Origin of the sequence: Prevotella sp. HJM029 (assembly GCF_000599605.1) — a bacterium.
GTDB lineage: Bacteria > Bacteroidota > Bacteroidia > Bacteroidales > Bacteroidaceae > Prevotella.
Genome location: NZ_AZHT01000028.1, coordinates 1 through 9,443 on the forward strand (window position 1 = coordinate 1; position 9,443 = coordinate 9,443).

Sequence of the window (9,443 nt, forward strand, 5' to 3'; positions counted from 1 at the left end):
AACAATCTCAATCAGATAGCCCATCGGCTCAATGCTTTCGGCATTTCTTCACTCAATGAAGAATTGAATGCGCTGAAACAACTTATTCACGAACTCATGAAACGATTGAAACCATGATAGCCAAGATTATTAAAGGAACAAACTTCAGTGGAGTTGTCAATTATATGCTCAGCAAACGCGAAGGTCAAGTCAAGGTTTTACAAGCTAATGGCGTACGCAGTTCTTTACCAAATGACATTGCACACGACTTCAACTTGCAAGCCTCTATGCGTCCAAATGTACAAAAACCAGTTTGTCATACCATACTCTCATTCTCAGCACATGATTCAGAACGACTAACAGATGCAACAATGGTGAAGATTGCCAACGAATATCTTCATAAAATGGGCTATGGCGACACACAGAGCCTTATCGTAAGGCACAGTGACCGCCATCATCCTCACCTGCACATTTGTATCAATCGCATTGGTAACAATGGCAAAACCATCAGCGACCACAACGAAAAGTATCGTTCAACGAAGATTTGTAGAGAACTGACAGAGCGTTATGGTCTAACCATTGGCGAAGGAAAGCAAGAGGTAAACCGCTCAAGATTGAGAGGTGAGGATAAATTACGATACGAGATATTCGATACCATTAAGTCTATATTACTTCAATCTCAGACTTGGAAAGATTTTGTTGCAGGGTTAGAGCAACAAGGTATTACCACTCGTTTCAAAACGAAAGGCAACACCGATGTTGTTCAAGGAATCATCTTTGAAAAAGACGGATGTAGTTTCAGTGGCTCAAAGATAGACCGAACGTGCTCTTTCTCTCGCCTCAATGCTGAGATAGAACAAAATTCTCACAAACAAGAGAAAACTAATCTACAAAATGAGCCTATGGTAGATTCTGTAGATGAAAGCTATTTCATTACCGACCTATCTGAAGCAATTAGTGAAGTGTTTTCTATGCCAACACCAAGTAATGGCGTAGATGTTGATGAGCTCCGCTTCCAAAAGAAACTTCGCAATAGAGCTAATCGCAAACGTAGAATTTAATCACATCAAATATATATCAGTATGAATAACGAAATAGCACCTGTTCTTGATATGCTCGAAGAACTTAAACAAGAATGCAAAGCCATCAAGAAGTCACAGGCTGAACTTCGCACCGCTTTGGTTGAACAACAAAATACGAAGCCCCAAGATGCAACTCAAATCTCCAAAGCTGTACATCTCCAACTATCCCAAGAAACGAAAGCCAAAATCAAAGAGCACCAACTTTTTGTTTTAGAGGCACTCTCGCAATCAAACAAGAAACTCGACCCGAAGTTTGAAGCCTTACAAAAACTCCTCAGCGAGCAACGCAAGCCAGTGGTGTTTAAGAATTACTCGCTCTTTGCTAGTATACGTTTAGCCGAGCGTATGCTGCTCTTATTGATTTGTGGGCTGGTTATTGTAAGTTGTTGGTTCTTCGGTATGGGAGCCAACAAGCTACAAACAGCCTCCGATTACGACCTACGTTATCGATATCTGCGTATGCATGGCAAAGCTACCGCTTCAGACTTTACACATCTTGACAGCATATTTTTAACACATCGCAATCCCAAAGCCATTCTACAGTTAGAGCAGAAAGTCGTAGATTATGAGCAAGCCTTGCAAAGACAAGCTGAGTTGTCGCTACAACAGGATAAGATTAAGCAAGAACAAAGAGAGCTTAAGAAACATTTGAAGAAATAGCAATCATTTCAAGAAAATATTTAGTACTGTTAGAATACGCATTAACTATCAGTTAAACCTTATGCAACAAAGGAGCGTTACACAACTGATAATGGTCGTTAAGGACGGCACCGTTTGAAAAGGTAGTCATTCCTTGTTGTTCTGTGCCGTATGCGTCATAAGCGTGGCCAAAAAGATGAAATTTGGGTTTTACTTCCAATACCTTATTTCTCAAAGATAGATTCCCCCAATGTATTCCGTTGGATTCGTCCAGTATCATCGCAGGTGGTTCGTGTGTAATAAGTACGTCTACACCATGCGGCATGATGCTCTCTTGATGATTGTATGCCAAACCAAAGAATCTCACACCCTCGATTTCACAGCCTCTGTCTTGCAAGAAATGAATATTATAGGGCAAGTCTTCTATGTTTTCAGCTTCCCATAAACATAGATCGTGATTGCCTGTGACAAAAATCTTATGACGGTAGGGTTGTTCGATTAACCAGTTCAGGAAGTTGAGTGCCTCCTCTTCTGTACCCATATCAGTAAAGTCGCCACAATGCACCAAAACATCAGCTGTTGGTAAATTGGTCAGCAGCCGATGTCGATTGTGGGTATCTGAGATTTGAAGTATTGTCATATTAGGGCGCTATGGGTTATCGGTATACCATACAGGAGCTTTATCAAAACCTACAATATACTCTGTATGATGCTGACCACATTTAGGAGTAATTTGCCATTTGACTTCTACATTCTCTGGAAGTTGTTCAAAGAAAGAAGCCAATACCTTCATATCCTCCCTTAGCATATTTTCTTCTAAGCTTTGCAATTCTAATCCAAGCATTATAGTTCTAATATTATCACTATGTGATATGGGGGATATTGGGTAAATAGCCTGATCTAACGACGGAGCTGTTCCAGAAGTAATATAAGTTGCCAAACGAGCACACGTCCTAAAATCATTAAAGTCCATACTTATGATTCCTTTCGTTTCCATGAAATGATGGAAAAACATCAAAAAGTGAAGAATATTATCTTGCAAAGTATAATAGTGTGAGGTAAAAATATTGTAGAATTTCCACCTGTCCTTGAAAACTTTATACTGCGAAGTAGGGTGTAGGTCTAAAACAAAAATGCTACCAACTAAACTATTATACTGTTTAATAAAAGCATCTATTTCAGACATATATACTTCTGCATTGTCAGTAAAGACAAAAACAGCGAGGCATTCTAAAGGGCGTAAGTCATCTATATTATAAGTAACTATATCCTTATAAGGCTGCTGTAGACTACTCAGAAACTCTGTAGCTTTATCACCGAAACAATGATAAGCAACAAATTGTGGATATGATTCCCCAAAATCCAAAAGTTGATTCAATTCTTCCATTTATTTCTTTTCTAAATTTTAGATTTTGAAACAAGATTCTATTTCACTAATCTTATTCTTTATCCACTTTAACACTTCTTCTTTTCCAATTGCAGGATATTGAGCTATATCATGCCAGTTGTTACCTTCGTTATCGGAAATCCAACTCCAACCATAAGGATAATTTTGGGTTGGTTCATCTGTAAAGCAATCTAATTTAGGTTGCAACGGAATAGTCTTGTCCTCCGAAGCAACCGCAATCCACGCTTCTTTCCAATAGGCTTCGTCTGTTTTAATAACGATAAAAAGATTCCTTTTACTATTCAAACTTTTCCATAAAGCTCCATTGTCATCTTGACGTTCGTTAAAGCCAAGGCCTTTTAGGGGCTTAATTATATAGTCGCTTCTTAATTTATCTCCGATTTGTTTCTGTAACAATAGCAATTCGGAAGTAACATCAATATTGTCATATTTAATGGCTTCTTCAATAATACTTTGTTGATATTTTGTATCCATGTCTTGATGGGTAAGTTGTTTAATAATCGTGATATAATCTTCGATGGTGCTGTGAACAGGCTTTTGGGGTAGGGTCTTCACCAACTTTTCTAACAGCTTTAGTATATTCTGTTCATAGGAAAGTTTGATAAATTCAAAATGTTCTCCTCCCAAGGAATATGGAGAAGGATCACTACCATATAAAGTAAGATAAACTAATTTGAAATTATTTTCCCCAAACGTTTTTACCCCATAGTTATGATATCGAAGCAGTTGATTAGGCTGGTCACCTGCATAGATTTTATTTTCAATGATAACGGCATGTCCCCTATCTTCAAGAATAATATCTATACGTCCACCATTAGTTTCTGTTACTTCTCCTATAAGTCGTTCAACTATCTGCTCTTTACAATGTGTAATATAATCCTCTGGCAATCCCAAAGCTGTAAGGAACGATTTGAGAAATTCATTTTCCAAGCCATGGTTTGCCTTGGGATTGAGTAATGTTGCGAGTAAACGTGAATGCAAGCGTACTTCGTCAGAGCACATATTCAGCGCAGAAAACACATTAAAGCATTTTCCTTCCTCCTTTTCTTTCTGTAGTCTCTCTTGTTCAGCATAATGTAATGGTAATAACTGAGATAGTAAATCTTTGATGCTATTGGACATAAAATAAATGTTTTAGTTGTATTCTTGCTCCACAATCTTGCTCAACTCCTCTTCAACTTCCTCTACCGTAGGCAAAGCAGATTTTAGATTATCAGGGATAGCCTTTGATAGTTGGTAATCACTCACACCAATTGGTTGGTCGTAACCTGAGAGGGCATATTGTGCCACCACCTTGTAACGTTGTCAAACAAAAGTACACAACTGCAAATATAGTTATTTACTCTGATATTTTATTGTTTTATTATCAAAAATTCTTTTGTTAATTGAATTTTGCGTTATTATTTCTCTTATCTTTTGATTTTCTCCCCTTGCTCTAAATATACATTTCTTGGTATAAGATTATCCAACGATTCATAAAACCTTCTTTCGTTATAGCATTCTACCCATTGAGCGCTAGTATTTTCTTGTTCAGATGGACAGAAATAATGATTTAGTTTTATCACATTTTTCATCGATCTGTGATATCGTTCTATCTTTCCTTGTGTCTGCGGATGCAAGGGCTTGCCATGAATATGCTTGATGTTATATACCTTACCGAGATACTCCTTGAGCGAGGAAGCAATATAGCATGGACCATTGTCCGATAGTAAGCAAGGAGGATTCTGAAGTGTAACCCCGGCCTTTTCAACTGCCTTGTCTATTGTTCTGGATACATCTTCAGAGGTCATGCTCGAGCATAGCTCCCAATGGATGATATACCTGCTGTAGTCATCAATTACCGTAGAGAGATAATACCAGCCCCAACCCTTGACTTTGAAACAGGTAAAATCGGTCTGCCACATCTCATTGGAGAATTTAGTCTTATGATGGAACTCATCGGCTGCAAGGACGAAATCATGCTCCATACGTTCCAATAGACCTCTTTCATGGAGAATACGATAAAAGCTTGATTCTGAAACGAATATCTGACTTTCTTCCAATAAAAGAACGGACAGCTCCCTGGGAGTGAGCTCAGGATGCTCTAAAGAAAGTTCAACCACTATTTGTCGAATATGGTCGGGAATGCGGTTCCATGTCGTCTGCCTCCTATAAGGCGTTTCTCTGAGAGCATTCACCCTCCCCCTGTGGCATATTTCTGATACCAGTTATAAAAAGTACGCCTTGGAATACCTAAGCGTTTGAGGGCCTGAACAATACTTAACTCTGAACGCTTTACTGACAGAACTATAGTCTCTTTCTCTTCCGCACTATAACGTATATACGATTCATGCATAGGGCTTATTCGATGAGTTTCAAGCTTTTTTTACAACGTCATATCTCACTACCAAATCGGCAAGGGCTTCCTTTAAGCGAATATTTTCCAGACGAAGTTCCTTCACCTCATCACTTGTTGCTTCACGGACGATGTCACCATCAAGGCGAGCTTTGCCAGCCTCAATAAATTCCTTATTCCATTTGTAGTAAGTACTATCGGATATACTATATTTACGACAGAGTTCAGCAATACTCTGTTCGCCACGGATTCCTTCCATCACAATTAAAACCTTTTGTTCAGAAGTGAAAATACGTTTCGTGTTACGACGAATATCCTTTAACAAGGATTCTGATGTTCTCTGCTGAGAACCTGCTGAAAGATTCTTTTTTGTTGTCATTGTGCAAATATACCTTTTTTATTAATATAATTCATACTAAAACCCCAAACTTAATTGAGGCCCCAGTTGTGCACTTTTGTTTGACAACGTACAATACAATCTATGATTTGTCTTTGAACAAATAAAGCAGCTATAGGCAAAGTCCCATACTTTCTTCGTTAATTCCTTTTCTACTTCTACAATTCTTTATTTAACATTACGACTTTCTTCTATTAGTTTTTCTTTTGATGGTAATTTTTCTACGTTAAGGACGAAGGCTATTTTCTCATCATATATTAAAGTTAAATATCCTTTATGTTCCCATTCTTTTAATACAGGAAGTATTCTTTCCCTTTCTGTATATATAATTGGAGGAAAGCTATCCCATGTCCAGATAGGGCTATATGCAAATCGATCATGACAAATATAAGTTGCCAATAAACTAACAATTTTTATTCTCTTCATATTATTTTAATGTTATTGTTCTACCTGTTTTCAAGTTCACCATTCTTATCAATCATTATTTGAAATTCAGGTTCTCTTCTATTAGTTGTTCTTTTGATGGTAATTTCTCTGGAATAAAAGAAAAAACAATGTCGTCATCTTCTATTAATTTTATATATCCATTTTCCTGCCATTTCAACAAAATGGGTCTAATTCTTTTATAATTATTTCGAATATTTTTATTTAGCACATCTAATAAATTCCAATCAACAATTGGAGACATCAAATAAATATTATCGTGATAAATATAATTTATTATTATTATTATTAATCTACTACGTTTCATAACTCATGTGTTATTTGAAAGATGCAACTTGAAGTCCTTGTTTTACTCCTCCACCAACCAAATACCATCTTTTTTAAGATAAACAATTGGCTCTACATCAAATTTGAAACCTTCAATGGGGATACGTTTCTCCCAAATGTCGTTTACTTCTTCTTCATTTATTTCAAATCTTGAATCCCTTGCGTCATACCAACCCTTATGCCAAATTCTCCTTGGATAAACTTTAAAAAAAGAATCTTCATCCAAAGGAGCGACTAATTGCCTGGAATTTATTGTTTTTAAACACAGCTCTCAGCACCTCGTGTCCATTGCTATACACCTCCCATAGTTCTGCACCTTCGTCTATGATTGCATACCATGAGGTTATTATTCCTTCGGTTCTTTCAACCACACTCTATCTTTCTTAATATAAACAATTGGCTCTGTATCAAATTTGAAACCCTCAATGGGGGTACGTTCTTCCCAAATGTCAGTTACTTCTTCAATAAACTTTTTGTATGGGATTTCTATATAATGATCTCCATTATCTAAAAATCCTAATAAGCATGTCTGAGTTTCCAAATCTGGGAATAGGATGATATTACCATCTGACACAACCGTATTCGGAGTATATTTCCCTCCTTGATATTTACAATAACAATATTTATAGAATGCAGAATACTCATAACTACGTCCATACGGAATATATAGCTTATAATAATTATTTTCTTTCCTAAACCCTAATTTTAAAAAGAAATCATTTTTAGTAAAAATCTTCCAATAGGGGGTATCAAACTCCTGACTAAATTCCATATTTAACCAATGCCCATATATATATATATAATTGCCCCTTTTTAAATAACTAACATCCTTTAAAACCATATAACAAAATTATTTTATTGTATTAAACTTTCCATCTTTATACACTGCTCGCAGCGTTTCTCTTCCATCATTGAAAACTTCCCAAAGTTCAGCGCCATCTTCAAAATCTATCCTTTGTAACAAATTCCATTCAGGTATTCCTAGTCTACCATTGTTACCAGATGTAAAACCATGTGCTGTAAATAGATAATCAATATCTTCCGAAGTAGGGATGACAAGTATCTGTGGGGTCTTCTGATTTAAATCGGATTACTGCTATTCATTTTGCTTTATTTGATAATTTCCTTCATATTTATTTTTTAATGCTCTACCAACCATACGCCATCTTTTTTAAGATAAACAATTGGATCTACATCAAATTTAAAACCCTCTATTGGTTTGCGTTCCTCCCAAATGTCAGTTACTTCATTCACAAAAAGTTCATAAGGTAAATGAATTCTTCTATCATCATAAAAATGTAATCCTAATTTTTTCTTTGTCTCTAATTCAGGAGATAATATAATATCATTTTTTTTAAAAATGATATTTTCTAAATAATATTTTCCATCCTGATAGTTACAATAATTCTCCCTCTGAAAAGCACTTTGTATCTGTTCTGCGGATAGAGTTATGAAAACTTTATCTGATAAAAACTCATTTGTTTTGCAATTTTCATATCTTTTAAATCCAATACTCAATAGCCCTTCTTTAAAAGAGGTTTGAAGACGATATAAGTTTTCTTCTACTTGCCAAAACCGACATTCTATACCTTTAAAAAAAGCATAGTCATTATTTTTTGTTTTCAACATAACACATCATTTTATGATAATAAATTTTTCATCTTCTTTACTGTAGATTGCCCTTAAAATTTCTTTGCCATCATTAGACACCTCCCATATTTCATCACCTTCATTAAATTTCACTCTTCGTAACAAATTCCATTCAGGTATTCCTAATCTGCCCCTATTTCCAGAGGTAAAACCTGTTGCTGTAAAAGGATAATCCCAATCATCAAAGTACCACCTTTGGGGATAACAATATTTTCAGGAATATCTTTTGATTTGAACCTTATGACCACACAACTATTTTTTGAAAGATGCAACTTGATGTCCTTGTTTTACACCTCCACCAACCATACGCCATCTTTTTTAAGATAAACAATTGGCTCTACATCAAATTTGAAGCCCTTTATTGGAGTACGTTCCTCCCAAATGTCAGAAATTTCCTCTTCTGTCGCCTCATACATAGGATCATATCCCTGTCTTGGAAAATCTTTGAAATATTTCATTGCTTCTTCTAATGGACGAAGTATAAATTTGCCTACTGAAGAATTTTCTACAAAGAAACTAAATCCCATATATTTAACAAAGGTTATTGTATTAAAGGCGCTTGAAATCTCTTTTTTTGAAACATATTTATAGCTTATTGTTTTATTTTGTTGCAAAAATCCTATTTTGCTCAACTTTTCATATTGACACTTTCTATCTATTAATTCGAACATATCAGGATTATCTGTTTTATAAAAATAATACTCTTGTGATAGATAGATAGCAAAATTTCCTCGTTTGTACGTTCTCATAAAATTACTTTATAGATATAAATTTATTTTTTTTTCACTAAATATTGCTTTTAATATCTCTCTGCCATCGCTAAAAACTTCATATAACTCTGCTCCATCGTTTAGTTCGGCATAAAATTGGTTTCTAAATTTAAACTCAGGGGCTCCAATTCTTCCTTGTTTTCCTGATGTAAAACCATGTGCTGTAAATGGATAATCCATATCTTCTGAAGTAGGGATGACAAGTATCTGTGGGGCATCTTCTGATTTAAATCGGATTACTGCTATTCATTCGCGCTTTATTTGATGTTTCTCTTATACCATGCACCATGCAGATTCTCTTCTATATATGAATTATCTTTGAATAAATAAACTAGCGGTTCAACATCAAAAACAAAATCAGAGATAGGCTCTCGCTCTTCCCAAATAATTGGGGAAGAAGCGATGAATTCCT

14 protein-coding genes and 1 pseudogene are annotated in these 9,443 nt (G+C 35.6%); 3 read left to right on the top strand and 12 right to left on the bottom strand.

Annotated features, from left to right (window positions below; all coding sequences use genetic code 11):
- From mobC to X919_RS0103550, 3 genes are all read left to right on the top strand, one after another.
- Positions 1–117 (top strand): plasmid mobilization relaxosome protein MobC (gene mobC, locus X919_RS14695; RefSeq protein WP_036916867.1); only part of this gene is annotated, 117 nt, incomplete at its 5' end.
- On the top strand, positions 114–1,040 hold the full coding sequence (locus tag X919_RS0103545) for a relaxase/mobilization nuclease domain-containing protein (RefSeq protein ID WP_028899048.1): 927 nt from the start codon (positions 114–116) through the stop codon (positions 1,038–1,040). The genes mobC and X919_RS0103545, both read left to right, overlap by 4 nt.
- A gap of 21 nt (positions 1,041–1,061) precedes the next feature.
- Positions 1,062–1,721: a hypothetical protein gene (locus tag X919_RS0103550; protein ID WP_028899049.1), complete on the top strand. Its 660-nt coding sequence runs from the start codon at positions 1,062–1,064 to the stop codon at positions 1,719–1,721.
- Positions 1,722–1,773: 52 nt separating this feature from the next.
- On the opposite strand, the gene X919_RS0103555 is transcribed toward X919_RS0103550, so the two are convergent.
- From X919_RS0103555 to X919_RS0103615, 12 genes and pseudogenes are all read right to left on the bottom strand, one after another.
- Positions 1,774–2,340 carry a metallophosphatase domain-containing protein gene (locus tag X919_RS0103555; RefSeq protein WP_028899050.1) on the bottom strand — a complete coding sequence of 189 codons (567 nt, stop codon included), beginning with the start codon at positions 2,338–2,340 and terminating at the stop codon, positions 1,774–1,776.
- 9 nt (positions 2,341–2,349) lie between these two features.
- Positions 2,350–3,087 carry a hypothetical protein gene (locus X919_RS0103560; RefSeq protein ID WP_028899051.1) on the bottom strand — a complete coding sequence of 246 codons (738 nt, stop codon included), beginning with the start codon at positions 3,085–3,087 and terminating at the stop codon, positions 2,350–2,352.
- Positions 3,088–3,105: 18 nt separating this feature from the next.
- Positions 3,106–4,230: a PDDEXK-like family protein gene (locus X919_RS0103565; RefSeq protein WP_028899052.1), complete on the bottom strand. Its 1,125-nt coding sequence runs from the start codon at positions 4,228–4,230 to the stop codon at positions 3,106–3,108.
- 12 nt (positions 4,231–4,242) lie between these two features.
- The gene (locus X919_RS16440) at positions 4,243–4,398 is read right to left on the bottom strand and encodes a PDDEXK nuclease domain-containing protein (RefSeq protein ID WP_155949650.1); all 156 of its coding nucleotides are present in this window, start codon (positions 4,396–4,398) and stop codon (positions 4,243–4,245) included.
- Positions 4,399–4,517: 119 nt separating this feature from the next.
- A pseudogene (locus tag X919_RS16445) lies at positions 4,518–5,822 on the bottom strand (IS3 family transposase).
- 186 nt (positions 5,823–6,008) lie between these two features.
- A complete protein-coding gene (locus X919_RS0103585) occupies positions 6,009–6,266 on the bottom strand; it encodes a hypothetical protein (protein ID WP_028899054.1) in 258 nt (85 codons plus the stop codon).
- Between the two features lie 55 nt (positions 6,267–6,321).
- The gene (locus tag X919_RS14705) at positions 6,322–6,591 is read right to left on the bottom strand and encodes a hypothetical protein (RefSeq protein ID WP_028899055.1); all 270 of its coding nucleotides are present in this window, start codon (positions 6,589–6,591) and stop codon (positions 6,322–6,324) included.
- 42 nt (positions 6,592–6,633) lie between these two features.
- Positions 6,634–6,837, bottom strand: coding sequence for a hypothetical protein (locus X919_RS0103595; RefSeq protein ID WP_028899056.1), 204 nt, complete (start codon positions 6,835–6,837; stop codon positions 6,634–6,636).
- Between the two features lie 120 nt (positions 6,838–6,957).
- Positions 6,958–7,383, bottom strand: coding sequence for a hypothetical protein (locus X919_RS0103600; RefSeq protein ID WP_036916873.1), 426 nt, complete (start codon positions 7,381–7,383; stop codon positions 6,958–6,960).
- A gap of 368 nt (positions 7,384–7,751) precedes the next feature.
- A complete protein-coding gene (locus X919_RS0103605; protein ID WP_028899058.1) occupies positions 7,752–8,240 on the bottom strand; it encodes a hypothetical protein in 489 nt (162 codons plus the stop codon).
- Positions 8,241–8,548: 308 nt separating this feature from the next.
- Positions 8,549–9,010, bottom strand: a complete 462-nt coding sequence (locus X919_RS16450; protein WP_051502402.1) for a hypothetical protein — start codon at positions 9,008–9,010, stop codon at positions 8,549–8,551.
- Positions 9,011–9,019: 9 nt separating this feature from the next.
- On the bottom strand, positions 9,020–9,211 hold the full coding sequence (locus X919_RS0103615; RefSeq protein ID WP_028899059.1) for a hypothetical protein: 192 nt from the start codon (positions 9,209–9,211) through the stop codon (positions 9,020–9,022).
- Between the last annotated feature and the right edge of the window lie 232 nt (positions 9,212–9,443).

Coding starts and splice junctions, on each gene's coding strand:
- X919_RS16450 (WP_051502402.1), bottom strand. CDS start 9,010: ATGAGAACGTACAAACGAGGAAATTTTGCTATCTATCTATCACAAGAG.
- X919_RS0103585 (WP_028899054.1), bottom strand. CDS start 6,266: ATGAAGAGAATAAAAATTGTTAGTTTATTGGCAACTTATATTTGTCAT.
- X919_RS0103600 (WP_036916873.1), bottom strand. CDS start 7,383: ATGGAATTTAGTCAGGAGTTTGATACCCCCTATTGGAAGATTTTTACT.
- X919_RS0103605 (WP_028899058.1), bottom strand. CDS start 8,240: ATGTTGAAAACAAAAAATAATGACTATGCTTTTTTTAAAGGTATAGAA.
- X919_RS14705 (WP_028899055.1), bottom strand. CDS start 6,591: ATGAAACGTAGTAGATTAATAATAATAATAATAAATTATATTTATCAC.
- X919_RS0103550 (WP_028899049.1), top strand. CDS start 1,062: ATGAATAACGAAATAGCACCTGTTCTTGATATGCTCGAAGAACTTAAA.
- X919_RS0103615 (WP_028899059.1), bottom strand. CDS start 9,211: ATGGATTATCCATTTACAGCACATGGTTTTACATCAGGAAAACAAGGA.
- X919_RS0103555 (WP_028899050.1), bottom strand. CDS start 2,340: ATGACAATACTTCAAATCTCAGATACCCACAATCGACATCGGCTGCTG.
- X919_RS0103565 (WP_028899052.1), bottom strand. CDS start 4,230: ATGTCCAATAGCATCAAAGATTTACTATCTCAGTTATTACCATTACAT.
- X919_RS0103560 (WP_028899051.1), bottom strand. CDS start 3,087: ATGGAAGAATTGAATCAACTTTTGGATTTTGGGGAATCATATCCACAA.
- X919_RS0103545 (WP_028899048.1), top strand. CDS start 114: ATGATAGCCAAGATTATTAAAGGAACAAACTTCAGTGGAGTTGTCAAT.